We start from the raw sequence: 23,454 nt of genomic DNA on the forward strand, positions 1-23,454 counted from the left end.
CGGCATGGCCACGGATCTGCTGGTGCTGTCCGACACCCATCTACCCAAACGTGCGCGGGAGCTGCCGGCGCAGCTCTGGCGCGACATTGAGTCTGCTGACGCCGTGATCCACGCAGGGGACTGGGTCAGCGAGGAATCGCTTGATGAAATGCTGCAGCGCTCCCGCAGGCTGATCGCCTGCTACGGCAACAACGACGGCGGGGCGCTGCGGACCCGGCTGCCCCTGATTGCCACGGCCGAGGTGGAACAGGTGCGGCTGGCGGTCATCCACGAAACCGGTCCGGCCGCGGGCCGGGAGAAGCGCATGGACGAACAGTTCCCGGACCTCGACCTGCTGGTCTTCGGCCACAGCCACATTCCCTGGGACACGGTGACGCCCGCCGGGCTGCGGCTGCTGAATCCCGGATCGCCCACCGACCGGCGCCGCCAGCCGTTCTGTACGTACCTGCGGGCAAAAGTTGAGGGGAAAGCCGTCACCACGGAACTGGTGCGGCTTCCCCCTCGGAAGGCTTAGGTTGCTGCGGGCTTAGTTGGCGCCCGGCGTGAACACAACCTTGATGCAGCCGTCTTCCTTCTTCTGGAACTTCTCGTACAGGTCCGGTGCTTCTTCCAGGCCGGCCTCGTGGGTCACCAGGTTGGTCACGCCCAGCGGATCGGCGGAATCCTCGACCAGCGGCATGAGGTCATCGGTCCAGCGCTTGACGTTGCACTGGCCCATCCGCAGGTTCAGCTGCTTGTCGAACATGGCCATCAGGTTCATCGGATCGGCCGTGCCGCCGTATACACCGCTCAGGGAGACGGTGCCGCCGCGGCGGACGGCGTCAAGGGCTCCGTGCAGGGCGGACAGGCGGTCCGTGCCGGCGGTTTCCATGGCCTTCTGGGCCAGCTTGTCCGGCAGCAGGCCCACGAGGGTCTGGGCTGCTTTGCCCACGGGGGAGCCGTGGGCCTCCATGCCGACGGCGTCCACTACGGAGTCCGGTCCGCGGCCGTCGGTCATTTCGCGCAGCTCGTCGGCGACGTCCTTATGCAGGTTCAGGACCTCCACGCCGTACTGGGCGGCGAGGTTCCGGCGTTCCTCCACCGGCTCAACGCCGATGACGCGGTAGCCCAGATGCGTGCCGATGCGGGCAGCGAACTGGCCCACCGGCCCCAGGCCGTACACGGCGAGCGTGCCGCCGTCGGGCACGTTGGCGTACTGCACGCCCTGCCAGGCGGTGGGGAGGATGTCGGAGAGGAAGAGGTAGCGGTGGTCCGGAAGTTCCGTGCCAACCTTGATGGGGTTGTAGTCCGCAAGCGGAACCCGCAGGTATTCAGCCTGTCCGCCGGGGACGGAGCCGTACAGCTCGGAGAAGCCGAACAGGGCGGCGCCTGAGCCCTTTTCGCGGACCTGGGTGACCTCGCACTGGGTCTGCAGCCCCTGGCGGCACATGTAGCAGCTGCCGCAGGCGATCTGGAAGGGAATGACCACGCGGTCGCCCTTCTTGAGGCTGGTGACGGCCGAGCCGACCTCTTCCACGATGCCCATGGTCTCGTGGCCGAGGATGTCACCCGGCTTCATGTACGGCATCAGGACGCCGTAGAGGTGGAGGTCGGAGCCGCAGACGGCAGTGGACGTGACCCGGATGATGGCGTCGGTGGGTTCCTGAATGGTGGGATCAGGTACTTGCTCCACGCTTACGGAGTTTTTTCCCTGCCATGTAACTGCTTTCACGTGCGGTCCTCCTGCTGATTGCTTTGGGTGCTTTGAAAGTGCGTAGTCCCACTATCTCAAATAGTAAGGGTACTGACAAAACCCGTTGTTGCACCGGTGATTCGCAGCGGGGGTTGATTGCAGGAGGCTACGTTGGCTGCAGGCTACGGGGAACGGGGGATTGGGTCCTGGCCGGTTCTCGGCCGGTCCGCCAGCACCCGGGGATCCCTGCGCAGGAACGCTCTTTCCATGGCCTCCTCGTTGGTCAGCGCGGTGCCGGGAACAGCGGTGCCGGGAACAAGGGAGCCGCCGGGGGAAGCCGCAGGGGGCTCGGAACCTAGCCGGCATACGGGAAGGGTATTCGGCGTCAGGATTTCCACCGGCACAGCTTCAGGGAGTCCGGAGGGGCAACCCGTTCCGGACACAGCTGCGGAACCGGCGGCAACAGCGGCGTCGGCACCGCAGCGCAGGTTGTGCAGTGCGCCGGTTTCCAGGTGCTCGGCCTTCAGGAGGTTCACGCGCACTCCCGCTCCCAGGGCCCCCGTGTGGGTCAGGATGTTCACCAGAGTTGGATATGTGGAGGCGGTGAGGCAGCCCCGGACTTCCAGGCACGCCAGCCCCAGCTGCGTGTCAATGCGGACCAGGACCCGAAGTGCGTGGTCGGTTGAGGGGTACTCCCGCGAGTGGCTGAGCATCGAATTCTCCGCACGTGAATGTGACAGACGGCCTTTGCTTAACCGGTTAACCGACGTTAGCCCACTGGCTGCCGTCTGTCTGCACCCCGACGCCGGTTACCGGCACGGCACTCGTTAAGAGGACGCAGCGCCCGCAGGAGAGGTGCTGTTTCGAGCCACTACGGCTGCCGTGGCTTCGGCGATCGCTTCTTCCTCATCGGTGGGCACGACCAGGACGGGAATGGCTGAATCCGGAGCGCTGATCAGCCGTGCGGCGGATCCTCGGGCGCGGTTCGCCTCAGGGTCCAGGGAGATCCCCAGGGCGCCAAGACGATTCACCGTCAGTTCACGGAACTCCCAGGCGTTCTCACCGATTCCGGCCGTAAAGACCACTGCCCGGGCGCCGCCTACGGCCACGTGGTAGGCGCCGATGTACTTGGCCAGCCGGTAGGCGGCAATGTCCAGGGCCATGGCAGCCTGTTCATTTCCGCCGGCCGCGACCTCCGTCAGGGTCCGCATGTCCGAAGCTCCGCCCAGTGCCAGCAACCCGGATTCACGGTTCAGCAGATCATCAAGGGTGTCCGCGTCATAGCCTTCCCGGAGCAGGAAAACCAGAATGGACGGATCAACGTCGCCGCTGCGGGTGCCCATGACCAGCCCCTCCAGCGGGGTAAAGCCCATGGAGGTATCGATGCTTTTGCCGTCCTTGATTGCGGCAACCGAGGCTCCGTTGCCCAGGTGGGCGATCACGCCGTCAAAGTGGTCCGGTTCAATGCCCAGGAAACGTGCTGCGGCCGGAGCCACGAAGCCGTAGCTGGTTCCGTGGAATCCGTATCGGCGGATGCCGTATTTCCGGTAGAGGCTGTTTGGAAGGGCATAACGCCATGCCTCCTCCGGCAGCGTGCGGTGGAAGGCGGTGTCAAAGACGGCCACCTGCGGGATCTTGGGCCACTTGTCGTGCACGGCACGGATGCCCCGGGCGCTGGCCGGGTTGTGCAGGGGCGCCAGCGGGCTGAGCCGCTCAATGGAGCGGACAATCTCATTGTTGATCAGGACGGGTTCGCTAAAGCGCTCGCCGCCGTGAACCACCCGGTGCCCGACGGCGTCCACCTCGCGGCCGCCGAGCGCAGCAGGCAGGCGGGAGCTGAGCTCTTCCAGTGCCGCCCCGTGATCCGGCACCGGCTCCTCGCCGATCCGGTCGATGATCCCCTTGGTCAGGAGTTCGCCGCTCCCGGTGTCCCGGACCTGGTATTTAAGTGACGAGGATCCGGAATTGATGACCAGTACCAGCATCAGCCCTCCTGGGCTTGGACCGCGGTGATGGCCACGGTGTTGACGATGTCCTCAACGGTGCAGCCCCGGGAGAGGTCGTTGACCGGTTTGCGCAGTCCCTGCAGGATGGGGCCCACAGCCACTGCGCCGGCTGACTGCTGAACAGCCTTGTACGTGTTGTTGCCGGTATTAAGGTCGGGAAAGATGAAAACGGTGGCATGCCCGGCCACATGGGAGCCCGGCAGCTTTGACGCCGCAGTGGTGGCGTCCACTGCGGCGTCGTACTGGATGGGACCTTCCACCGGGAGATCGGGGCGGCGGCTGCGGACCAGTTCGGTGGCCTCGCGCACCATTTCCACCGATTCCCCCTTGCCCGAGGCCCCCGTGGAGTAGGAGAGCATGGCCACCCGCGGAGTCACACCGAATTTCCCTGCGGTGTCCGCGGAAGCCAGGGCGATGTCTGCCAGCTGCTTGGCGTCCGGATCCGGGTTCACGGCGCAGTCCCCGTACACCAGCACGCGGTCCTGCAGCAGCATGAGGAACACCGAGGACACAATGTCCACGCCGTCCTTGGTGCGGATGAATTCCAGTGCCGGGCGGATGGTGTTGGAAGTGGTGTGGGCGGCACCGGAGACCATTCCGTCCACGCGGCCCAGATGAACCATCATGGTTCCGAAATATGCCCCGTGGAGCATACGATCACGGGCATCCTCCAGCGTGACGCCCTTCTTGGCCCGAAGAACTGCGTATTCGCGGGCAAAATCGTCCCGCAGTCCGCTGGTGGCGGGGTTGATGATGGTGGTTCCGCTGAGGTCGATGCCCTCGCTGGCCGCCAGCTCGCGGACCTGCCCTTCGGGTCCCAGCAGGGTCAGTGCGCACACATCGCGGCGCTGCAGGATTTCCGCTGCCCGGAGCACCCTGGTGTCCAGGCCCTCGGGCAGGACAATGTGCTTGCGCTGCGAGCGGGCACGGACAATGAGCTCATTCAGGAACCGAAGCGGCGTGGTTTTCTCCGGCCGGGGCAGTTCCAGGCGCTCAAGAAGCTCATGCTCATCCACGTGCCGGGTCCACACGCCCAGGGCGGCCGCAACCTTCCGCCGCTGCCCGGACGCTATCTCGCCGCGGACCCGGCTGACTTTGCGGGCCGAGGTGTAGGTGTCTTCCTTCACGGCGAAGACCGGGAACGGTGCCTGGGACAGCAGTGCGAGGATGCCTGCATCAATGGGCAGGCCGCCGGTCAGGACCATGCCGCTGGGAACCGGAAACTCCGGTGCGACGGCGGAGGCCAGTGCGGCCACCATGACGTCCGCGCGGTCGCTCGGGGCGATGACCAGGTTGCCGTGCTCCAGCTGCGAAATAAAGTTCCCCACGGTCATGGCCGCCACCTTGATGCCGACAACGTCCCGCTCCAGCGACGCACTGCCGGCCACCTGGCGGGCGTTCAGGGCTTTGGCGACCTCGGACATGGACGGCTGGGAAATTTCGTTGAGCTCCGGCATCACGTACACGGGCCGGCCGGATGCACCCGGCCGCACGGCGGCGCGGACCTGATCCAAAACCTCCGGATCGGCGCGGTTGACCATCATGGCCAGCAGGTCACAGCGGGCGGTGCTGAGCTCGTGGCGGGCCAGGTCCACGGCGTCGGCCGTTTCAGCAACGCTCATTTCCCGGGCGTTCACCACGGCAAGCACCACGGCACCCAGGTTGTTGGCGAGGCGGGCGTTCAGGTCGAACTCGAGAGCGACGTCGTGCCCCGACAGATCAGTGCCCTCAATAATCACCACGTCGCAGTGCGCTGCCACCTCGTTGTAGATGGCCATGCAGCGTGAATCCACCTCGCCGCGTTCGCCCGCAACCAGCAGGGCGCGCAGTTCCTTGCGGGTCAGGCCGCCGCGGCTCGTCTCCGCGGTGAGGTTGAACTTGCGCTGCATCAGCCGCACCATGGGGTCCTCCGCCGGCTCGGCGCCTTCCACAATCGGCCGGAAAAACCCCACCCGGTCCGCATGGCGCAGCAGCATGTCGGCAAGGCCCAGCGTGACCAGGGATTTTCCGGACCCCGGGGTCATGGCACTGATGTAAATTCCACGGGCCATGATGTTGTCCGATCTGTGGGGCTTCAGGATTGCACGAGCGGTGCCGCGGCCCCATCCGGCAACCCGCCGGACAGTGTGGTCCCCAACACTCCTAACATCCTCCCAAATGCACCGCGCAGTAGCTAGCTGACATGCTTCACCGGTGCTTCGGAGGCCGCTTCGATCCCGTTCGCCGACTGCCGCGTCTCACGATGTGGGATTAAACTGGGGACTAACGGCCTGAAGCCTACGATTGGTCGGTAGTTTTGACGGATTACCCGAGTACAAGGACCGCTGTGAGCCTCTTCCGAACCAAGCCCATCGAGGATTCCCTCGCCGACGCCGATGAACCGGGGCGCCGGCTAAAACGCTCCCTGACCACCTGGGATCTCATGATCATGGGCGTGGCAGTGGCAGTGGGCGCCGGCATCTTCTCCGTGGGCGCCAAAGCAGCCGCAAACTTTTCCGGCCCTGCCGTAACCCTGTCCTTTGTCCTCGCCGCGCTCACGTGCGCGCTGGCCATCATGTGCTACGCCGAGTTTGCCACGGCCATCCCGGTTGCCGGATCGGCCTACGTCTTTACGTACGCCACAATGGGCGAATTCATTGCTTGGATCATCGGCTGGAACCTGATCCTGGAACTGTTCACCGCGGCGGCCGTGATCGCCAAGTACTGGGGCATTTACCTCAGCGAGGTGTTCAAGCTGCTGGGCCTGGATATTCCGGCCACTCTGGATCTGGGCCCGGTGGACCTCACCTGGGGTCCCCTTCTGATCGTGGCGGTCTTCACCGTTCTGCTGGTGATGGGCACCAAGCTGTCCGCACAGGTGGGCAACGTCTTCACGCTGATCAAGGTGGGCGTGGTGCTGTTCGTCATTGTTGCCGGCTTCTTCTACGTCAAGGCAGAGAACTACACCCCGTTCATCCCGGACAGCGTTTCCACCGAGGGTCCGGGAGCCCAGGGCGTCATGGAACAGTCCCTGTTCTCCTTCCTCACCGGCGCTGCGCCGGCGCAGTACGGCACGCTCGGCGTCTTTGCCGGTGCCGCGATCGTTTTCTTCGCGTTCATTGGGTTCGACGTCGTTGCCACCTCGGCTGAAGAGGTGAAGGACCCGGGCAAGACCCTGCCGCGCGGTATCTTCGCAGGCCTGGCAGTGGTCACGCTGCTCTACATCGGTGTTTCCCTGGCCCTGACCGGCATGGTTCCCTACACGGAGCTCGCGGCCGCAGAAGCGCCGAACCTGGCAACGGCGTTCACCCTGGTGGGCAACCCCTGGGCAGCGCAGGTCATTGCGGTCGGTTCATTGATCGGCCTCACCACCGTCATCATGGTCCTGCTCATGGGCCTGGCCCGGGTGGTACTGGCCATGAGCCGCGACGGGCTGCTGCCGCGCCAGCTGTCCCGCACCAGCGACAAGCACGCAACGCCCGCCCGCCTGCAGATCCTCTGCGGCACGCTGGTGGCGCTGGTGGCCGGATTCACGCAGGTGGACGTGCTGGAGGAAATGATCAACATCGGCACCCTGTCCGCCTTTGTAGTGGTCAGCCTCGGCGTGCTGGTGCTGCGCCGCAAGCGCCCGGACCTCAAGCCTGCTTTCCGCGTCCCCTTCGGTCCGGTGATCCCGGTGCTGTCAGCCCTGCTGTGCCTGTACCTGATGACCAACCTGGCCGTGGAAACCTGGATTTACTTTGCCGGCTGGCTGCTGATCGGTTTCCTGCTGTACTTCGCCTACGGGCAGCGGCACTCCCGGATGAATGAGAAGTTTGCGGACATCCGGCAGGCGGAGCGGGATGCCCGTGCCGATCGGCTGGAGCGCGAACAGGCTTCGCCCGCGCCGGAGGCCTGACCCGGCTCACCGGTTCCGCCGCAGGGCTTGTGCGCGGCGGAACCGGTGGCAGACTGGAGGGCATGTTGGTTGCCTTTTCAGTCGCTCCGTCCGGCATTGGTCCGGACACTCCCGCAGGCCCCGAAGCAGCGGACGCGTCGGTGCACGACGCCGTCGCCGCTGCCGTCCGGATTGTCCGCGAATCCGGCCTGCCGAACCGCACGGATTCCATGTTCACCACGGTGGAGGGTGAATGGGACGAGGTGATGGAGGTGGTGCGCCGCGCCACGGAAGCGGTGGGCCGTTACGGCAGCCGCGTGTCCCTGGTCCTCAAGGCGGACATCCGGCCCGGCCACACCGGCGAACTTGAGGGCAAGGTGGAACGCCTGGAGGCAGCCCTGGACCGCTCCCGCCCGGCGGCCGGCTGATCCCCGCCCGCGGCAGCCGGCCCGGACCGGGACCTCAGCTGGCCGAGCCTTAAACTGGAGGCATGACCCTTACCCCCAGCACGACGACGTCGGCCCGTTCCTTCCGGGCCATCCCGACCTACGGGACGGCCGCCTGATGGGCCGCCAGCGGCCGGGGAAAGCAACCGCGGACACCGCGGACACCGGAGGCGCCCCCTCCTCCGGGCCGGTGGCCGGAACCTATCCGGTGGACACCGGTACCTGCGAACTGATCCCGGACCAGTTCAATCCCAACGGCTGGATCCTGAAGGTCAACGGCGTCCACAGCTCACACATTGATGTTGCGGATCCCCGCCAGCTCGATTTTGAATACATGCGGTGGATTGCCGCCCTGGTGGACACCCACTGGGAGGCCGACGCCAAGCTGCGGGCCCTGCATCTGGGCGGCGCCGCATGTTCCATGGCCCGCTACTTTGCCGCCGGCTACCCCAACGCCCGGCAGGTGGTGGTGGAACTGGACGGCCGCCTGGCCGAACTGGTGCGCGCCTGGTTTGATCTTCCCCGTGCGCCGCTGATGCGCCTGCGCGTGGGTGAGGCGCGCGAGGTGACCGAAACGCTGCACGATGACAGCCGCGACCTGGTGATCCGCGACGTCTTCGCCGGAGCCAAGACTCCGCTGCCGCTGACCACGCTCGAATTCACGGCGCAGGCGGCCCGGGTGCTCTCTCCGGGCGGGCTGTACATCATCAACTGCGGTGACACCCCGGACCTGCGCGGTGCTCGCCGCGAAGCTGCAGCTGTGTGCGAGGTGTTTGCCCATACCGCGATTGTGGCGGACCCGGCCATGCTCAAGGGCCGGAGGTACGGCAACATGATCATTGCCGGCTCCGACCTGCCCTTCGCCGGCCACCCGTCCCTGCCCCGGACGCTGCTTGGCGGCGGGGTGCCGGCGCATCTGTGGGATGACGCGCAGGTGAGGTCCTTTGCCGCCGGAACCCGCCCCCTCACCGACGCGCAGGCTGCCGCCGGCTAAGCGGCCGGCGGGTGCACCGAACCGGAACCACAGGTTAGATACTCCTGGCACGGCAAAGGCCGCCCGATCCGCGTCATGCGTTTCGGGCGGCCTTTGTCAGTTGGCGGCTGTCAGTTAGCGGGAGGGCTAGACGCCGAGAGCGGCGGAAACGGCGCCTACGGAGAAGAACAGCACGAACGCTGCGGCAACCACGTACATCAGCGGATGGACTTCTTTGCCGCGCCCCTGGAAGAGACGGATCACTGCGAAGGTGACGAAGCCTGCGCCCAGGCCCGTGGCGATGGAGTAGGTGAACGGCATCAGGACGATCGTCAGGAATGCCGGAATGGCCAGCCCGATGTCGCTCCAGTCGATCTTGCCCACCTGGGAAACCATCAGGAATCCCACCACCACCAGCGCAGGGGCGACGGCCTCAAAGGGCACCAGGTAGATCAGCGGGGTCAGGAACATTGCGATGATGAACAGCACGCCTGTGACCACGGAGGCCAGGCCGGTGCGGGCACCTTCGGCAATGCCGGAGCCGGATTCCACGAAAATCTGGTTGGAGGAAACACCCGCGGCACCGCCAACAACGGCGCCGGCGGCATCCACCAGGAGCACGCGGTCAACGTTCGGGATGTTGCCGTCTTTATCGATTGAACCGGCCGCGGAGGCCAGGCCCACCATGGTGCCCATGGCGTCAAAGAAGATGCTGAGCAGGATCACGAAGGTCAGCAGGGATGCCGCAACAACCCCAAGGGTCTGGAATGAGCCGAAGACGCTGACCTCGCCGAGAAGGGAAAGATCGGGTGCCGCCCATTGCGGCATGCTCGGGGTCACCAGCGACCAGCCGGTTTCCACGCCGGCGCCCTGGGAGCCCGGGGAGGCCACCGTCTCGATGATCACGGCGAGGACGGTGGAGGTCACGATGCCAATGAGGATGGCACCCCTGACGTTGCGGGCCATCAAGACGATTGTGATGATCAGGCCAACGACGAAGACCAGGCTCGGCCAGCCCAGCAGCTGTCCGCCGGAGCCCAGTTCAAGCGGAACGGTGGTGCCGGCTGCGTCGGGGATGCGGCGGACAAAGCCCGCGTTCACAAAGCCCAGCAGGGCAATGAACATGCCGATGCCGACGACGATTGCCGTTTTGAGGCTGGCAGGAACGGCCTTGAAAACAGCGGTCCGGAAACCGGTCAGGACCAGAACGAACATGGTCACGCCGGACAGCAGGACCAGGCCCATGACATCAGGCCAGGTCAGTCCCGGATTGGTTGCCACTGTCGCGGCGACGAAGGCGTTGACGCCCAGCCCGGTGGCGAGCGCAAACGGGTGCTTGGCCCAAGCCCCCATGATGATCGTCAGTACACCGGCAACGAGGGCCGTGGCTGCTGCAACGGCAGGAGCGGCCAGCGGATTTCCGGCGGAATCAGGGCCGCCGAGGATGAGCGGGTTCAGGACCACGATGTAACTCATGGCGAAAAATGTGGCCAAACCACCCCGGACTTCGCGGGAGACCGACGAACCCCGTTTGGAGATTTCAAAATATCGGTCCAGCTTTGAACCTTGTTTGAGCATGACGCATCCTCTGAATGGGTGGTGGCTTTGAGGGTAAGAAGATCCCGCCATCCGATCTTATCGCGGCCGCCCCGCCACCCAGAGGGGAACAGGAACGCTGTCCGGACCCCGAAACGTGATCTTCGTCCCCTGCAGAGGGCTGGGGTGAGTTAGGCGATACCTGTCTGCAGCCCGTGACGGCCGGCGAGTGCGCTGTTCCGAACGGCTATGTCCTCCGCTGCCCGTTTGGCGGAACGGGCGAGTTCCCGGGTGGGACAGGCCAGTGCTTCGCCGGCACCCACCACGTACAAACCCACGTTGCGCAGGGCGTTCCGCAGATCCGTGCCGGCTGCGAACCCGAGGGAGCGGACGAGGCCCAGGAGAGCCCGCTTTCCGCAGCCGGTGAGCACCACGGCGTCCGCCAGGAGGATGCCCTCATCAGTATGGATGGCCCACTTGGTTGTCCCGGGGACGGGGACCGGAACTCCGGAGCCGCGCAGCAGGCCCAAGCCCTGTGCGGCGGTGCCGGTCCGGATGTCCAGTGAATGTCCAGCTGCATAACCGTGCAGCAGGCGCAGCAGCTCTGCACGCTCCGGCAGGCTTCCGGCGTCCCGAACCGCAGAGTGGGCGGACTCGGTGTCCTGCGCCAGACCGTTCAGGACAATTGCCTCGACGCCGTGCCGGCTCAGCTCACTGGCCACCGCCAGTCCGCTCAGTCCACAGCCAATAACGACGGCGGCTGTTACCTCCGTGTGCGGCGCGCCTGCAGGGAAACTGCCGGAATTTGCACTGGCCGACGTGCCAACCGAAGTGCCCGTCCTCTTACCCGTGCCCGTACCGGTGCCGGTTGCTCTGCCCTTCCTTGCTCTACCCACTGAGGCAACCCCCTGACATAGATCAAGGCTGCGCAGAACGGCGCCTCTTCCGCTCCTGCAGTTGGACGCCCCAAGACCTGAGCGGGCGTTCTCCGGTTGTGCTGCCCGAAGCCTATCCGTGTTTGCAACCTCTGTGTAGTGCCGCTTTCGGCGTGTTCGGGACGGCCGGGTTCAGCGGGCAAAGAGCGTTGTAGGCTACGGGTGGAATCACTGTGCGGGCGTTCAGGGAAGCGCATCGGCAGCCGTGAATGGACTGGGAGGGGACGGCACTGTGAGCGGTTCAGTATGGAACGAGGACAGCGGACTGGAGACGTCGCCCGGCGTCGTCGTGGGAGTGGACGGATCCGATCAGAGCATCTGCGCCCTTGTGTGGGCGGCAAAGGAAGCTGAACGGCGGCGAAGTCCGCTGCACGTGATCACTGCCTACACCGTGCCCATCTTTGCGGCCTCGTCCATGGATGCCGGATATACGACCATGGACGACGCGATTATCCGCGAGGGTGCACAGGCAGTGCTGGACAAGGCCCTTGAACGCATCAGCGGCTACAACATTGAAGTGTTTCCGCGGGTGGAAACCGGAGACGCGTCGGCTGTGCTGCTGGAACTTTCCGAAGAAGCGGACCTGATGGTTGTGGGCTCACGCGGCCGCGGCGGTTTTGTGGGGCGCCTGCTGGGATCTGTCTCCAGCGCGCTGCCCGCCCATGCCAAGTGCCCCACGGTGGTGGTCCCGCTGCGGACGGCGGGGCGCCTGCCCGAGGCCGGAGTCCGGCCGCCCGCCGGAGCGCCCACCGTGCAGACCGTCGAGGACGTGGTCGTGGTGGGTGTTGACGGTTCCGAGCAGGGGCGCGCAGCGTCCCTCGTTGCCGCCGAAGAGGCGAAGGACCGCGGGCTTCCCCTGCAGATCCTGTGCGCGCTGCCTCCCTTCAGCGGTTCCCTTGCCTGGGTGCCCGCCCCGATGGACGTTGAGGCCCTGCACGAGGAACTTGCCGAGCAGCTCCGGGCCGGCCAGGCCTGGCTGCAGAGCCATTTCCCCGATGTGCCGATGTCCGTCCAGCTCCTGGACGGCGCCCCGGCGGAAATCATGATCGACCGGACGGCTGATGTGGAGCTCCTGGTGATGGGAACCCGCGGCCGCGGCGGTTTCGCCGGGATGCTGATGGGCTCCACCAGTCAAAGCGTGCTCCACCACGCCAAGGGGCCGGTGATGGTTGTTCCGGACCATGAGGACCCGCGCCTTGATGACCGGGCGTCGTTCGGGGCCCTGCCCGAAGTGTGAGCGGAGCTGTTCCGGTCAGGCGTGCTGCTGCCCTTCGTGGACGGCATGGCTGGCCGGTTCCAGCTGGAACGTGCAGTGCTCGGTGTCGAAGTGTTCGCTGAGGCATGTGGTCAGCCGGTCCAGAAGCTGGTCCATCCGTTCGGACGTAAGGTGGTCGTCGTCAACCACCACGTGCGCCGAGAACACCGGAACGCCGGAGGTGATGGTCCAGATGTGGATGTCGTGGGCGTCTGAGATGCCGTCCACCCGGACAATGTGGTTCCGGATCATTTCCGTGTCCACGCCCTGCGGGGTGGCTTCAAGCAGGACGTCGATGACTTCCTTCAACAGCGACCAGGCCCGCGGCAGGATCATGAGGGCGATGAGGATGGAGGCCCAGGAGTCCGCCTGCTGATATCCGGTGAGCATGATGATGACGGCGGACACCACCACCGCGGCGGATCCCAGCAGGTCGCCCAGGACCTCCAAATACGCGCCGCGCACATTCAGGCTTTCCTTGCGGCCGCTGTGCAGCACCAGCAGCGAGGCAAGGTTTGCCAGCCCGCCCACAAGGGCGGCAGTGAGCATGAGTCCGGTGTGCACGTCCGGTTCCGTTCCGAACCGGCGGATGGCTTCAATGAAAATGACGGTGGCGATCACGATCAGCAGTACGGCGTTGGCCAGGGCGGCCAGGACTTCCGCGCGCTGATAGCCGTAGGTGCGGCGCTTGGTGGCCGGGCGGGTGGCGATCCACGCCGCGAGCAGCGCAATGGAGACGCCGGCGGCGTCGGAAAGCATGTGGCCGGCGTCAGCCAGCAGTGCCAGCGACCCGGACAACACGGCGCCGGCAACCTGAAGGAAAACAACGCTGAGGGTAATGACAAAAACGATCAGCAGTTTGCGCCGGTGCCTGCCGGTTGCGGTGCCCGCGGGCAGTCCGTGGCTGTGGCCGTGATGATCTCCCATGCCTTAAGGCTAGCTACCCCCAGCCGAGTTCATGCAGCCGCTCATCATCGATGCCGAAATGATGGGCCACCTCGTGGATCACTGTGATGCGGATTTCATCCACCAGCTCCTCCCGGGTGGAACACATCCGCATCAGCGGCCCGCGGAAAATGACAATGCGGTCCGGGAGCGAACCGGCATCCCACCAGGAGTCACGTTCCGTCAGGGGAGTGCCCTCGTAAAGTCCGAGCAGCTCGGTTTCCGGGTCCTCGCCGGGGCGGGGTTCGTACTCATCCTCAATGAAGATGGCCACGTTGTTCATGGCGGCAGCCAGGTCCGCGGGGATGGAGTCGATGGCGTCATCAACTGCAGTTTCAAAGTCGTCCGGAAGCATGTCTATTGGCACCTAAGCCACTCTAGTGCGGTGCCCGGTCCGGGGCCCTGATCAGCTCGTTTTGCTGTTTGCCCCAACAGGCCCTATAGTTTTATGAGTCCACAGGGGCGCAAACGAACGGAATCTTCCGCTTCAAAGCGTTCCCGTGTGTTCTAAAGGCCCCCATCGTCTAGCGGCCTAGGACACCGCCCTTTCACGGCGGCGGCACGGGTTCGAATCCCGTTGGGGGTACTCAGGAGTGGTAATTGGACCGGCGAAATGCTGGTAGAGTTTACACTCGTGAAAAGCAAGGCCCTGTAGCGCAGTTGGTTAGCGCGCCGCCCTGTCACGGCGGAGGTCGCGGGTTCGAGTCCCGTCAGGGTCGCTCAGATTTTCTGAAGCGATTTGGAAGATCTCGGTGATCATCGGTTGCGATGATGCCCGGCTCTGTAGCTCAGTTGGTAGAGCGTTCGACTGAAAATCGAAAGGTCACCGGATCGACGCCGGTCGGAGCCACCAGCTAAAACCCCGGACTTACGAGTCCGGGGTTTTTCTTTGCCCGGCGGCCGGTGGCCGGTGCTTCTCTTCCCAAAATTCTCCCGTTTGCGTTTGACTGGTCCGAAATCAACCTTCGGAGGCAAAGATGGCGACGGATGCGCAGGATTTTATCGGGGATACCGCGGCTCATCATCAGAGCGAGGACCTGAGCGAAACCGAATGCTGGGCGCTGCTGGCCGGCGGCGGAATCGGACGGGTGGCGTACCAGGAGAACGGTCGGGTGCTCGTATTTCCGGTCCATTACGTGGTCCACGACCAGTCGGTGTACTTCCGCACTTCCCCCGGAGGCGCCCTGGGGAGCGGATCGGAATCGTGGAACGCGTCCTTTCAGATTGATGACCATGACTCAGCGCGCATGGACGGATGGTCGGTCCTGCTCAGCGGACGTGCTTCGGCAGTTCGGGATCCGAACCTGCTGACGGAACTCTGGGGCCGGCGCATGGATGAGCCGTGGGGCGGCGGGCAGCGCGATGTTTTCGTCAGCATTGCGCCCGGCATCCTTACCGGGCGCCGCGTGGGGATGCGGTGAAGGGCTCTGGGGCATTACCTGCCCAAAAACGAGGGCTGCAGGATACGCTGGGCAGCATGGATGACGCCGTGAACCAGAATTATTCCTCCGCTCAGGACGGCCCGGCCGCGGGCGGTATCGGTGCTGCAGCACCCCACCCGGCGCCGTCGCATGCCCCCCTTTCCAGCCCGGCCGGTGCCGCGGGAACCGTGATCGGCGGCAAGACCGCCATCAGCGAGCAGGCCGTGGCCAAGATTGCCGCGATTGCGGCCCGGTCCGTGGACGGCGTCTTTGCCCTGGGAACGGGCAGCGGATCCGGAAGGGCGCTGGGTGCTGTCCGGGATGCAGTGGGCGTCTCCAGCGCCACGCAGGGTGTCCATGTGGAAGTGGGTGACACTGAAGTGGCGGTGGATGTGACCTTGGTGGCGGTTTACGGGACGCCGCTGACCCGCATTGCCGACAACGTTCGGGCGTCGGTCTATTCCGCAGTGGAATCCCTGGTGGGCCTGCGGGTGGTGGAAGTGAACGTTGACGTCAGTGACGTACAGATCCCCGGCGCCGCCGAAGGCCGTTCCGACAAGCCGAGGACCGGCTCCACGCCGGCTTAGCGAAGGCTCCGCAGCGGTATAGGGTCGAAGAAGAGTTCGGGATCACCGTCATGAGGCAGGAATAATGAAACCAACCGTAACGGGCATGGCGATCGGGGCTGTCCTGGCTTTCACCGCCCTGATTTTTGATTTTTGGGGATTCCTGCTGATGGCACTGTTCATTGCAGCCGGGGCCCTCTTCGGCAGGGCGGCCGAGGGCAAAGTGGATTTCCGCACCGTCCGCGATGCGCTGACCGGACGCCGTTCGTCCTCGTGAGCTCTGCAGTCCCGGTGGTTTTCCCGGTGCTTGAGCACAGCTCCGCCCTCGCCGGACACAACCGCATCAGCACACAGGCGCTGACCTCCACGGCCAAGGCTGCAGCTGCGGAGTTCTTTCGGGTGCCCCCGGCCCAGATCCGGGTGTCCTGGTCCGATGACCAGGGCATGCTGGCCCTGTCACTGGCGCTGCCCGCGTCCCTGCCGCCGCTGACCCGCATTGCCGCCGATCCGGGTCTCGTGGACCGTGTCGGAGGATCGGTCTGGGACCGCGCCCATGAAGCCAAAGCCCTCCTGAAGGACAAGGTGACCGAGCTGACCGGCTCACTGGTCTCGAGGGTGAACGTGCGCATCACCGGTGTGCAGGTCGATGAAGCAAGCAGGGTCCGGTGAGCGGCAGGGACATCCGCACGCAGCGGATCGTACGCCGTGAAACCCATGCCAGCAGGGCCGCTGCGTCCGTGGTTGTGGTGATTCTGGGCATTCTCTTTTTCCTGTATGTCCTGCTGGAAGCAACGCTGCAGGCACTGGGGCAGGAGCCCTGGCTAACGGATCCCGGCGCCCTGGGCAGCTGGCTGGCGCGCCTGCCCGCAGAAACCGACTCCGCCATCCTAGGGCTCAGCGGCCTGCTGATCCTGCTGGCGGGACTCGTCTTCTTCCTCCAGGCTGTCCTGCCCGGCCGCCGGCCGCGCTATGCCCTGCCGAACCCGCGCGCCGCCGTTGTCGTGGACGCGGAAGTGCTGGCCTCCTCACTGGCACGGTGCGCCCGGCTTACCGCGGGTGTCAGCCCCGAGCAGGTGCTGGTCACCGTGGGCCGGTCCCGGGTGGATGTTCGGATCCGCCCCACCTCCGGCGTTCCGGTGAGCGAAGAGGCAGTACGGGACGCCGTGGCCGAAGAGCTGCAGCTGACCGGACTGGATCCGCAGCCGGACGTGCGCGTCTCGGTTTCCACAGCGGGGGTGATCGGGCAGTGAACCGGACTCCGCGGGTAGTGAACCGCGTCCTGCTGGGCCTGCTGGGCCTGATCCTGATGGGTATCGGCGGCGGCCTGCTCTGGATCAGCTTTGACGGCAATGCCGCCCGCCGCTGGCAGTCCTTTGCCCCCGGGGTACTGGACCGGATCCGGAACTTCGGTGCGGAAACCGCGCTGCCCGGGCAGTCCCAGAGTTGGATCTGGGTGTTGCTGGCGGTGCTTATGCTGCTGGCGATTGTGCTGCTGGTCCTGTGGGCGGCGGCGCAGGGCCGGGGCCGGAGCGGAACCCTGGTTTCGGAATACGACGACGACGGCGCCCCCGGCCGTGTTGCCCTCAGCAGCGCTGTGGCGGAACAGGCGCTGCGGGCTGCGCTGCAGGAAGATCCGGACGTGGCTGCCGCAGCCGTAAGCACCTACGACATCCGCGGCAGCTCAGCGCTGCGGATCCGCATCAACCCCCGGCACGGCGCTGCACCCCACCTGATTGCGGCCGATGCCACGCGCCTGGTTGAGGCGCTCGATGCCGCACTTGGACGCCAAACGGTGGTGCTGATCAGTATCGATGCCGGACGCAAACTGCGGTTCAGCCGGGAGGACCGCGTCCGGTAAAAGCGCAGTCCGGGTCCGTCAGCTCGCGCGGGCCAGCTGACGGATCGGAATCCAGCGGTTGGCCAGCCTGCGGTAGGAAGCGGCGGCGCCGGTCATGTCCCCTTCGGCGAGGGATTCAATGCCCAGACGGACGTCCGAGGGGGAGTCGTCCGGGAAAACCAGGTCCGCCACGGGGCCGTAATCCAGCTCCAGCACTGCATCCTCGGAAAAGACTTCCAGCCAGTTGGTCAGCTCGTCGAGCTCGTCCAGCAGGTCGAGTTCCGGTGCGGCCAGCGCCAGTGCGGCGGTGGCACGGCGGGCACGGTCCAGGCACTGGGAAACGGGGGCGGAGAGCCGGACGGTCTGGACCTTTCCGTCATCCTCCACCACCTCGCTGTGGTCGTCCTCGTGCAGGAGCACAAACCAGCCGAACGGCACGCCCCAGGTCGCTGATCGGGTGTGCAGCCGGGCCAGCGAGTCGGCAAAGGAATCGGGATCTATCCGTGCGGCGTGTGCCTCCCGGGCCACCTCGGGCACCAGCACGTCCACGAGCGGTCCGCGGATGCTTTCGCCCAGTGACTCCGCTGCCAGCGAGGTCCGGACGGCGAGCTGGTTGGGGCAGTACAGCCGGCGGGTGGAGCCTTCATGGCCCGGGTAATGCAGCACCCGCACCAGATCCGTGGAACCGTGCGGGAACGGATCCGACACCGCACGCACCAATCGCCGGACGGCGTCGCTGCGCTCCAGGACTTCGGTTTCATGGCGTCCCCGTGCGCGCTGTTCCAGGATGACCAGCTGCTGGTCGTCGTCGAACACGTCCAACGGCTCGTAGACGCGCAGATGGGACACGTAGGGGAACGTGCGGTACAGGGAGCGCTGGGGATGCGCGCTCATGGTCAGTCCAGCTCCACCATCACGGGAGCGTGGTCTGATGCGCCCTTGCCTTTGCGCTCCTCACGATCGATGGAAGCGCCGGTAACGCGGGAGGCAAAAGCGGGAGAGCCGAGGACGAAGTCGATGCGCATGCCTTCCTTCTTCGGGAAACGCAGCTGCGTGTAGTCCCAGTAAGTATAGACACCGGGGCCGGGCGTGTAGGGGCGGACGACGTCGGTGAATCCGGCGTCGAGGAAGGCCTGGAACGCTGCCCGCTCCGGTTCGGTGATGTGGGTGGCGTTCTGGGCGCGGAACCAGTCAATGTCCCACACATCCTCATCCCGGGGAGCGATGTTCCAGTCGCCCACCAGTGCCAGCGGCAGCTCCGGGTTGTCCTTTATCCAGCCTGCGGCCTGGTCCTTCAGGACGTCCAGCCACTGCAGCTTGTACGGCATGTGCGGATCCCCTACGGCCCGGCCGTTGGGCACGTACAGGCTCCAGACGCGCACGCCGTTGCAGGTGGCGCCGATCGCGCGGGCCTCCGTGGCGGTGGTCGCCTCGGTCTTCCCGAACGCAGGCTGGCCCGGGAAGGTGCGCTCGACGTCGTCGAGCCCCACCCGGGAGGCGATGGCCACGCCGTTCCACTGGCTCAGGCCGAAATGCGCCACTTCATAGCCGTTGTTCTCAAAGATTTCCCACGGAAAATTCTCGTCCTTGGCCTTGGTTTCCTGAATGGCCAGCACGTCAACGTCGGAGCGCTGCAGCCACGCTTCGACGCGGTCGGCACGGGCACGGATGGAGTTCACATTCCAGGTAGCAATCTTCACCCTTGCTACGTTACCGAATGTGCAGCCCGATCAGGGCATGCCTTCCGGCTTCCACCACGTGTCCAGGATGCTGACCGGCACGGTGCGCTTGTGCCGGGTCATCAGGAACCGGCGTTCAATCTTCTCCGCGGCCTCTTCGGGAACCTCCCGGCCTTCAAGGTAATCGTCGATGGTGTCGTAGCTGATTCCCAGCTCCGTCTCATCGGTCTGACCCGGAGCGTCATCGAGCAGGTCTGCTGTGGGAGCCTTGTGCACCAGGACCTCCGGAGCTCCGAGCTCGGTCAGCAGCTGCCGGTTCTGGCGCTTGTTCAAGCCGAACAGCGGCAGGACATCGGCTCCGCCGTCGCCGTACTTCGTGAAGAAGCCGGTGACGGATTCCGCGCCGTGGTCGGTTCCGATCACCAGCAGGTTGTGCTGCCCTGCGACAGCGTACTGCGCGGTCATCCGCGCCCGGGCCTTGATGTTGCCCTTGTTGAAATCACTGATCCGCTCGCCGCTCATCTTCACGTACTCCTCCTCATAGCCGTCAACGGCCGGAGCAACGTTGTAGACCCAGGAGAGGTCGGGCCGGATGAACTCCAGAGCTGCCTGGGCATCCGCCTCATCATGCTGGACCTGGTACGGCAGGCGCAGGGCAATGAACTGCGCCTCGGTCCCCTCGGCGCGAAGTTCTTCGGCGGCCAGCTGGGCCAGACGGCCCGCCAGCGTGGAGTCGATTCCCCCGCTGATTCCCAGGACAAAACCACCGGTGCGGGAGGCCGCCAGATAGGACTTCAGGAAATCCACTCGGCGGCGGATTTCCGCAGCGGCATCGATGGTGGGCCGCACGCCCATTTCGGCGATGATTTCAGCTTGTAGTTGGCGCATGTGGTCCACCCTATATCTCCCGTCACATCTCTGTCCCGAACCTGCACTCGGCTAGGATGAAAGCCATGACTGCGCCCGTTCTTCCCGCTGCCCGTGCCCGCCTCCTGGATTTGATCAGTGAATTGGCCGTGGTCCGCGGCAAGGTCATTCTTTCCTCCGGTGCGGAGGCTGACTATTACATTGACCTGCGCCGCATTACCCTGCACCACGAGGCCTCCCAGCTGGTGGGCGACGTGATGCTGGACCTGATTGACCGGGCAGGCATTGCCTTTGAAAGTGCGGGCGGACTGACCATGGGTGCTGACCCGGTGGCAACGGCCGTCATGAATGCCGGTGCCCGCGCCGGCCGGCCGATTGACGCTTTTGTGGTGCGCAAGGCCCAGAAGTCCTACGGCATGGGCCGCCAGGTTGAGGGCCCCGATGTTGCCGGCCGGAACGTGGTGGTCCTGGAAGACACCTCCACCACCGGCGGATCGGCGCTGGCAGCCGTGGAAGGTGTCCGCCGGGCCGGCGGGAACGTGGTGGCCGTTGCCGTGATCGTGGACCGGGACACCGGATCGAAGGAGCGCATTGAAGCCGAAGCCGGCGTGCCCTACCTCTATGCCTTCGGCAAGGATGAGCTGGGCCTGGACTAGGCCCGGCAGGGGTCGGCTGCGGGAACCGGTCCCCTCGTGAGTGCGCCTGTGAGCTCGCACGGAAACGAGGATCCGGCGGAGTTCCTGCGGACCGCGGTCAACCTTAAACGATTCTCCCGCCGCCGATTCCTGGCCGGGAGTGCCCTGGGGCTGACGCTGGCCTCGGACCTGTTCGTGACCCGGCTGATCCAGCGGTACCGGGAGGATCTGGAAATCCTGCGTGTCCGCGACGAGACAGCCGAACGGCGCTTTCCCGCAGCCTCCTGGTTCCTCTTTCCCGGCTATAAGACCAGCTGGGAGGAGGCTGTCTGGATCCTGAATTCCCTGCGCCCGGCACTAACCCTGCGGGGGCAGCTGGCCGGCATTGGATATTCCAACCGGGGTCTGGACGTGGAAGACATTGTTGCCGCCGTGTTCCGGTACATCCGTATTCATCAGATGCGGCGCATCTACTTCTACGGGCACAGTTTCGGCGGCATGCTGGCCGTGCAGGTGGCGGCCCGGCTGCGGGAGCGGGGCATCGCCGTCGAACTGATCATCCTGGACTCCAGTCCCGCAGCGGGCACGGATGTCCTGGACCATGACATGTTTGAAGGGGTGGCGGCCCTGTACGACGCCGGCTACCGGATTCCCAGCGTGGTGCGCGGCGGATACGAGCTGGGGGAGCGGGTCCTGCACAAACATGAACGGACCTGGCGCACCGTGGCGGACCAGACACTGGAGCAGCTCTCCCCGCTGGCGCCGTCCACCACGCTGATCCAGTCGCAGGCGTCCTACATTTACCACTACGACGCGCAGCGCTATGCGAATTCCCTGGCCGGCACGTCCCTGGCCTTCATCGGGAATCCGGAAGACCGCACGGTGAACTACCGAAGCGCCAGGGCGGGATGGGCGGCAGCGTTTCCGAAGAACCTGGTCTCCGACTCCCTGGTGACCGAGGGCGCCGGACCGGCGCATGCCAGCCCGCAGTGGAATCCGGGTGTTTACCAGCGTGTAGTGGGTGAGGTGCTGCGGCTGTACTCTCCCGCGGAGCGGGGCGGCGGCCTGAAATCCGTGTACTAGGATCCGGTTCCGGACGCTGCGGAACTCCGGCCGCCGGCCGGACTACACCGTGCTGATCAGGTCCGAGACCGAGTTGACGATCTGGGTGGGCCGGAACGGATAGGAATTGATGTCTTCGCGCTGCGTGATGCCGCTGAGGACCAGGACCGTGGTCAGCCCGGCCTCGATGCCCGCAATGATGTCCGTATCCATCCGGTCACCGATCATGGCGGTGGTTTCCGAATGCGCATCGATCTTGCGCATCGCGGAGCGGAACATCATGGGGTTGGGCTTGCCCACAATGTAGGGCTTCATATTGGTGGCGGCGGTGATCAGGGCTGCGATGGCTCCGGTGGCCGGCAGCGGGCCTTCCGGGGACGGGCCGGTGACGTCGGGATTGGTGGCGATAAAGCGCGCGCCTCCCATGATCAGGCGGATGGCCTTGGTGATGGTGCCGAAGGAATAGGTGCGGGTTTCGCCCAGCACCACATAGTCCGGGTTGGTGTCCGTGAGGATCATTCCGGCTTCATGCAGGGCCGTGGTCAGTCCGGCTTCGCCCACTACGAAGCAGCGTCCCGGCACACCGGCGTTCTTGACCTGGTCCTTGAGGAACTCGGCCGTGGCCAGCGCCGACGTCCACAGGTTTTCCTCGGGGATTTCCAGTCCGGAGGCGTGCAGCCGGGCCGCAAGGTCCCGCGGAGTGTAAATCGAGTTGTTGGTCAGCACCAGGAACCGCTTGGAGGTGGCCACCCAACGGTCAATGAGTTCGGCTGCACCCGGAATGGGATTGTTCTCATGGACCAGGACGCCGTCCATGTCCGTCAGCCAGCATTCAATGTTCTCGTTTTCGCCCACATTGTTCCTTTTCAGTTCACACCGACGGGTGTTCCCGGTCTCATCGCTGGTTGCCGCGATCGTGCGGTCCAGTCTTTCACCTTACGCTTGAAGGGTGATAGAGAGCGTTGAGCAATTGCCGGAGCCGCCCGTGGAAACAGTAGAAACTGCGCCTGCGCAGCAGGTGGGCGTGGGCCCCTGGGAAGGTCCGCTGCCGGAGGGTGACCACTGGGACCCGGAGCTGCTGGCCAACGGCGACGCCCGCAACGTGGTGGACGAGTACCGCTACTGGAACCACGAGGCGATCGTGGCGGACCTGGACACCAAGCGGCATCCGTTCCACGTTGCCATCGAGAACTGGCAGCACGACTTCAACATTGGCACCGTGGTGCGCACCGCCAATGCGTTCATGGCCAAGGAAGTGCACATCATCGGACGACGGCGCTGGAACCGCCGCGGAGCCATGGTCACCGACCGCTACCAGCACGTCCGCCACCACCCCACGGTGGAGGACTTCGTGGAATGGGCCCGGAGCGAGGACCTGCACATCATCGGCATCGACAACTTTCCGGACTCCGTGCCTCTGGAGACTTACGAGCTTCCGGAGAACTGTGTCCTGGTGTTCGGCCAGGAAGGGCCGGGCCTCAGCGCGGAAGTCCACGCAGCCGCGGAAGCCACCCTCTCCATTGCCCAGTTTGGCTCCACCCGTTCCATCAATGCCGGCTCCGCCGCGGCCATTGCAATGCACGGCTGGATCCGGCGCCATGTCTTCGGCCAAAAGGTAAATTGACCCCAAAAGGAACGGCCTTCTGTTCCTTGTGGCGCCGCGGCCCGTTCCCCGGTGACATGACCTGCTGCCGGACGGATACTTGTGGCTAGGATGTAGGAAGCCAATGAGGGCCCCGGCCCTGCCGCTATCGACTTTGGAG

26 protein-coding genes and 3 tRNA genes are annotated in these 23,454 nt (G+C 65.3%); 17 read left to right on the forward strand and 12 right to left on the reverse strand.

The window, feature by feature from the left end; genetic code table 11:
- The first annotated feature begins 4 nt into the window (after positions 1–4).
- Complete coding sequence (locus tag AC4D2Q_RS05955) at positions 5–514, forward strand: metallophosphoesterase family protein (protein WP_490945623.1); 510 nt, start codon at positions 5–7, stop codon at positions 512–514.
- A 12-nt stretch (positions 515–526) separates the two neighbouring features.
- Here the strand turns inward: AC4D2Q_RS05955 and AC4D2Q_RS05960 are convergent, their stop codons facing one another.
- The 4 genes from AC4D2Q_RS05960 to pta form a co-directional block, all read right to left on the reverse strand.
- The gene (locus AC4D2Q_RS05960) at positions 527–1,711 is read right to left on the reverse strand and encodes a zinc-dependent alcohol dehydrogenase (RefSeq protein ID WP_490945624.1); all 1,185 of its coding nucleotides are present in this window, start codon (positions 1,709–1,711) and stop codon (positions 527–529) included.
- Between the two features lie 143 nt (positions 1,712–1,854).
- Entirely contained in the window at positions 1,855–2,385 is a 531-nt protein-coding gene (locus tag AC4D2Q_RS05965; RefSeq protein WP_490945625.1) for a hypothetical protein, read from the reverse strand.
- A 114-nt stretch (positions 2,386–2,499) separates the two neighbouring features.
- Positions 2,500–3,657, reverse strand: coding sequence for an acetate/propionate family kinase (locus AC4D2Q_RS05970; protein ID WP_490945626.1), 1,158 nt, complete (start codon positions 3,655–3,657; stop codon positions 2,500–2,502).
- Complete coding sequence (pta, locus tag AC4D2Q_RS05975) at positions 3,657–5,729, reverse strand: phosphate acetyltransferase (protein ID WP_490945627.1); 2,073 nt, start codon at positions 5,727–5,729, stop codon at positions 3,657–3,659. Before pta ends, AC4D2Q_RS05970 begins: the two co-directional genes overlap by 1 nt.
- Before the next feature lie 275 nt (positions 5,730–6,004).
- On the opposite strand from pta, the gene AC4D2Q_RS05980 reads away from it, so the two are divergent.
- The 3 genes from AC4D2Q_RS05980 (at position 6,005) to AC4D2Q_RS05990 (ending at position 8,974) form a co-directional block, all read left to right on the forward strand.
- Positions 6,005–7,555: an APC family permease gene (locus tag AC4D2Q_RS05980; RefSeq protein WP_490945628.1), complete on the forward strand. Its 1,551-nt coding sequence runs from the start codon at positions 6,005–6,007 to the stop codon at positions 7,553–7,555.
- Positions 7,556–7,617: 62 nt separating this feature from the next.
- The gene (locus tag AC4D2Q_RS05985; RefSeq protein WP_490927563.1) at positions 7,618–7,962 is read left to right on the forward strand and encodes a thiamine-binding protein; all 345 of its coding nucleotides are present in this window, start codon (positions 7,618–7,620) and stop codon (positions 7,960–7,962) included.
- 136 nt (positions 7,963–8,098) lie between these two features.
- Positions 8,099–8,974, forward strand: a complete 876-nt coding sequence (locus tag AC4D2Q_RS05990; protein WP_490945629.1) for a spermidine synthase — start codon at positions 8,099–8,101, stop codon at positions 8,972–8,974.
- 126 nt (positions 8,975–9,100) lie between these two features.
- Here AC4D2Q_RS05990 and AC4D2Q_RS05995 read toward each other — a convergent pair whose 3' ends face one another.
- On the reverse strand, positions 9,101–10,531 hold the full coding sequence (locus tag AC4D2Q_RS05995; protein WP_490945630.1) for an NCS2 family permease: 1,431 nt from the start codon (positions 10,529–10,531) through the stop codon (positions 9,101–9,103).
- A gap of 149 nt (positions 10,532–10,680) precedes the next feature.
- Positions 10,681–11,385 (reverse strand): FAD-dependent monooxygenase, encoded by a 705-nt coding sequence (locus tag AC4D2Q_RS06000; protein ID WP_490945631.1) that lies wholly within the window; start codon positions 11,383–11,385, stop codon positions 10,681–10,683.
- 271 nt (positions 11,386–11,656) lie between these two features.
- Here AC4D2Q_RS06000 and AC4D2Q_RS06005 point away from each other — a divergent pair, with 271 nt between their 5' ends.
- Positions 11,657–12,661, forward strand: coding sequence for a universal stress protein (locus AC4D2Q_RS06005; RefSeq protein WP_490945632.1), 1,005 nt, complete (start codon positions 11,657–11,659; stop codon positions 12,659–12,661).
- 15 nt (positions 12,662–12,676) lie between these two features.
- Here AC4D2Q_RS06005 and AC4D2Q_RS06010 read toward each other — a convergent pair whose 3' ends face one another.
- A complete protein-coding gene (locus AC4D2Q_RS06010; protein ID WP_490945633.1) occupies positions 12,677–13,606 on the reverse strand; it encodes a cation diffusion facilitator family transporter in 930 nt (309 codons plus the stop codon).
- Between the two features lie 13 nt (positions 13,607–13,619).
- Positions 13,620–13,979 (reverse strand): metallopeptidase family protein, encoded by a 360-nt coding sequence (locus AC4D2Q_RS06015; RefSeq protein ID WP_400930911.1) that lies wholly within the window; start codon positions 13,977–13,979, stop codon positions 13,620–13,622.
- Between the two features lie 158 nt (positions 13,980–14,137).
- On the opposite strand from AC4D2Q_RS06015, the gene AC4D2Q_RS06020 reads away from it, so the two are divergent.
- The 9 genes from AC4D2Q_RS06020 to AC4D2Q_RS06060 all read left to right on the forward strand — a co-directional run bounded on the left by AC4D2Q_RS06020 (position 14,138) and on the right by AC4D2Q_RS06060 (position 17,469).
- A tRNA-Glu gene (locus AC4D2Q_RS06020) sits at positions 14,138–14,210 on the forward strand.
- Positions 14,211–14,269: 59 nt separating this feature from the next.
- Positions 14,270–14,343: transfer RNA gene (locus AC4D2Q_RS06025), tRNA-Asp, on the forward strand.
- 58 nt (positions 14,344–14,401) lie between these two features.
- Positions 14,402–14,477: transfer RNA gene (locus AC4D2Q_RS06030), tRNA-Phe, on the forward strand.
- Positions 14,478–14,601: 124 nt separating this feature from the next.
- Positions 14,602–15,045, forward strand: coding sequence for a pyridoxamine 5'-phosphate oxidase family protein (locus AC4D2Q_RS06035; protein WP_490945634.1), 444 nt, complete (start codon positions 14,602–14,604; stop codon positions 15,043–15,045).
- A gap of 56 nt (positions 15,046–15,101) precedes the next feature.
- Positions 15,102–15,632, forward strand: a complete 531-nt coding sequence (locus AC4D2Q_RS06040; RefSeq protein WP_490927570.1) for an Asp23/Gls24 family envelope stress response protein — start codon at positions 15,102–15,104, stop codon at positions 15,630–15,632.
- 64 nt (positions 15,633–15,696) lie between these two features.
- On the forward strand, positions 15,697–15,888 hold the full coding sequence (locus tag AC4D2Q_RS06045) for a hypothetical protein (protein WP_400929742.1): 192 nt from the start codon (positions 15,697–15,699) through the stop codon (positions 15,886–15,888).
- Complete coding sequence (locus AC4D2Q_RS06050) at positions 15,885–16,280, forward strand: hypothetical protein (RefSeq protein ID WP_490945635.1); 396 nt, start codon at positions 15,885–15,887, stop codon at positions 16,278–16,280. Before AC4D2Q_RS06045 ends, AC4D2Q_RS06050 begins: the two co-directional genes overlap by 4 nt.
- Positions 16,277–16,861, forward strand: a complete 585-nt coding sequence (locus tag AC4D2Q_RS06055) for a DUF6286 domain-containing protein (protein WP_490927572.1) — start codon at positions 16,277–16,279, stop codon at positions 16,859–16,861. The genes AC4D2Q_RS06050 and AC4D2Q_RS06055 overlap by 4 nt, the downstream gene beginning before the upstream one ends.
- Positions 16,858–17,469 (forward strand): hypothetical protein, encoded by a 612-nt coding sequence (locus tag AC4D2Q_RS06060; RefSeq protein WP_490945636.1) that lies wholly within the window; start codon positions 16,858–16,860, stop codon positions 17,467–17,469. The genes AC4D2Q_RS06055 and AC4D2Q_RS06060 overlap by 4 nt, the downstream gene beginning before the upstream one ends.
- 18 nt (positions 17,470–17,487) lie before the next feature.
- On the opposite strand, the gene AC4D2Q_RS06065 is transcribed toward AC4D2Q_RS06060, so the two are convergent.
- The 3 genes from AC4D2Q_RS06065 to nadE are packed head-to-tail and all read right to left on the reverse strand — an operon-like array spanning position 17,488 to position 20,015.
- Positions 17,488–18,342 (reverse strand): DUF8083 family protein, encoded by an 855-nt coding sequence (locus AC4D2Q_RS06065; RefSeq protein WP_490945637.1) that lies wholly within the window; start codon positions 18,340–18,342, stop codon positions 17,488–17,490.
- A 2-nt stretch (positions 18,343–18,344) separates the two neighbouring features.
- Positions 18,345–19,148 carry an exodeoxyribonuclease III gene (locus AC4D2Q_RS06070; protein WP_490945638.1) on the reverse strand — a complete coding sequence of 268 codons (804 nt, stop codon included), beginning with the start codon at positions 19,146–19,148 and terminating at the stop codon, positions 18,345–18,347.
- A gap of 30 nt (positions 19,149–19,178) precedes the next feature.
- Positions 19,179–20,015, reverse strand: a complete 837-nt coding sequence (nadE, locus tag AC4D2Q_RS06075; protein ID WP_490927576.1) for an NAD(+) synthase — start codon at positions 20,013–20,015, stop codon at positions 19,179–19,181.
- Between the two features lie 65 nt (positions 20,016–20,080).
- On the opposite strand from nadE, the gene pyrE reads away from it, so the two are divergent.
- Together pyrE and AC4D2Q_RS06085 are read left to right on the forward strand one after the other, a co-directional pair.
- Positions 20,081–20,650: an orotate phosphoribosyltransferase gene (pyrE, locus tag AC4D2Q_RS06080; protein ID WP_490927577.1), complete on the forward strand. Its 570-nt coding sequence runs from the start codon at positions 20,081–20,083 to the stop codon at positions 20,648–20,650.
- A gap of 48 nt (positions 20,651–20,698) precedes the next feature.
- Positions 20,699–21,712: an alpha/beta fold hydrolase gene (locus AC4D2Q_RS06085; protein WP_490945639.1), complete on the forward strand. Its 1,014-nt coding sequence runs from the start codon at positions 20,699–20,701 to the stop codon at positions 21,710–21,712.
- 42 nt (positions 21,713–21,754) lie between these two features.
- On the opposite strand, the gene AC4D2Q_RS06090 is transcribed toward AC4D2Q_RS06085, so the two are convergent.
- On the reverse strand, positions 21,755–22,507 hold the full coding sequence (locus AC4D2Q_RS06090; RefSeq protein ID WP_227891138.1) for an HAD-IIA family hydrolase: 753 nt from the start codon (positions 22,505–22,507) through the stop codon (positions 21,755–21,757).
- Between the two features lie 169 nt (positions 22,508–22,676).
- Here AC4D2Q_RS06090 and AC4D2Q_RS06095 point away from each other — a divergent pair, with 169 nt between their 5' ends.
- The gene (locus AC4D2Q_RS06095; protein WP_490945640.1) at positions 22,677–23,315 is read left to right on the forward strand and encodes a TrmH family RNA methyltransferase; all 639 of its coding nucleotides are present in this window, start codon (positions 22,677–22,679) and stop codon (positions 23,313–23,315) included.
- Positions 23,316–23,454: the final 139 nt, after the last annotated feature.

The organism is Arthrobacter sp. TJ-178, assembly GCF_058269275.1.

What these genes read in the sequence shown, in the direction of transcription:
- AC4D2Q_RS06040 (WP_490927570.1), top strand. Translation starts at nt 15,102, where the DNA reads ATGGATGACGCCGTGAACCAGAATTATTCCTCCGCTCAGGACGGCCCG.
- AC4D2Q_RS05965 (WP_490945625.1), bottom strand. Translation starts at nt 2,385, where the DNA reads ATGCTCAGCCACTCGCGGGAGTACCCCTCAACCGACCACGCACTTCGG.
- AC4D2Q_RS06090 (WP_227891138.1), bottom strand. Translation starts at nt 22,507, where the DNA reads ATGGACGGCGTCCTGGTCCATGAGAACAATCCCATTCCGGGTGCAGCC.
- pyrE (WP_490927577.1), top strand. Translation starts at nt 20,081, where the DNA reads ATGACTGCGCCCGTTCTTCCCGCTGCCCGTGCCCGCCTCCTGGATTTG.
- AC4D2Q_RS05990 (WP_490945629.1), top strand. Translation starts at nt 8,099, where the DNA reads ATGGGCCGCCAGCGGCCGGGGAAAGCAACCGCGGACACCGCGGACACC.
- AC4D2Q_RS06065 (WP_490945637.1), bottom strand. Translation starts at nt 18,342, where the DNA reads ATGAGCGCGCATCCCCAGCGCTCCCTGTACCGCACGTTCCCCTACGTG.
- AC4D2Q_RS05995 (WP_490945630.1), bottom strand. Translation starts at nt 10,531, where the DNA reads ATGCTCAAACAAGGTTCAAAGCTGGACCGATATTTTGAAATCTCCAAA.
- AC4D2Q_RS05970 (WP_490945626.1), bottom strand. Translation starts at nt 3,657, where the DNA reads ATGCTGGTACTGGTCATCAATTCCGGATCCTCGTCACTTAAATACCAG.
- AC4D2Q_RS06015 (WP_400930911.1), bottom strand. Translation starts at nt 13,979, where the DNA reads ATGCTTCCGGACGACTTTGAAACTGCAGTTGATGACGCCATCGACTCC.
- AC4D2Q_RS05985 (WP_490927563.1), top strand. Translation starts at nt 7,618, where the DNA reads ATGTTGGTTGCCTTTTCAGTCGCTCCGTCCGGCATTGGTCCGGACACT.
- pta (WP_490945627.1), bottom strand. Translation starts at nt 5,729, where the DNA reads ATGGCCCGTGGAATTTACATCAGTGCCATGACCCCGGGGTCCGGAAAA.
- nadE (WP_490927576.1), bottom strand. Translation starts at nt 20,015, where the DNA reads ATGCGCCAACTACAAGCTGAAATCATCGCCGAAATGGGCGTGCGGCCC.
- AC4D2Q_RS06035 (WP_490945634.1), top strand. Translation starts at nt 14,602, where the DNA reads ATGGCGACGGATGCGCAGGATTTTATCGGGGATACCGCGGCTCATCAT.
- AC4D2Q_RS06045 (WP_400929742.1), top strand. Translation starts at nt 15,697, where the DNA reads ATGAAACCAACCGTAACGGGCATGGCGATCGGGGCTGTCCTGGCTTTC.
- AC4D2Q_RS05955 (WP_490945623.1), top strand. Translation starts at nt 5, where the DNA reads ATGGCCACGGATCTGCTGGTGCTGTCCGACACCCATCTACCCAAACGT.
- AC4D2Q_RS06010 (WP_490945633.1), bottom strand. Translation starts at nt 13,606, where the DNA reads ATGGGAGATCATCACGGCCACAGCCACGGACTGCCCGCGGGCACCGCA.